The sequence below is a fragment of the Paraburkholderia sp. 31.1 genome, assembly GCF_014397645.1.
GTDB lineage: Bacteria > Pseudomonadota > Gammaproteobacteria > Burkholderiales > Burkholderiaceae > Paraburkholderia > Paraburkholderia tuberum.
Genome location: NZ_VZQN01000212.1, coordinates 1 through 459, shown reverse-complemented (window position 1 = coordinate 459; position 459 = coordinate 1). Strand labels below are relative to the sequence as shown.

At 54.5% G+C, this 459-nt stretch carries 1 protein-coding gene; it reads left to right on the top strand.

Annotated elements, in window-relative coordinates; genetic code table 11:
• On the top strand, window positions 1-395 hold a 395-nt coding region (locus tag F6X37_RS36035; protein WP_187614696.1), incomplete at its 5' end, for a response regulator.
• Window positions 396-459 lie beyond the last annotated feature (64 nt).

Sequence of the window (459 nt, the reverse complement as noted above, 5' to 3'; positions counted from 1 at the left end):
ATATTATTGTGGCCGATGACCACCCTGTCGTATTATCGGGTGTCAGAATGGTACTGAGCGGACATACTGATTTAAGAATGGTAGCGACTGCGTGCGACTCGACTGAGGTTGTTGAACGTCTTGCTCGTGTGCCCTGCAACGTACTCGTCACTGACGACGCGATGCCCGGAGGCGAATACGGCGATGGAGTTCCCTATCTGGCGTTCTTGAGGAAGTGTTTTCCGGATTTGAAGATCATCGTATTCAGTATGAATGGCGACCCTGATCTTCGACGGTCGCTCGCGCGGATTGGAGTGCATACCCTTATTCTAAAGAGTGCTGACGTCGGCGAGCCGGCGCGCGTCAAGCAAGTTGTCGCCTCACTCATGCAGCCAGAGGCTGTTTATTTGCGCTGATCGACGCCATCTCGACGACTGAGTCGCGTTCGGGGTTAAGCGTCACGGCACCAACCGGTGTCCA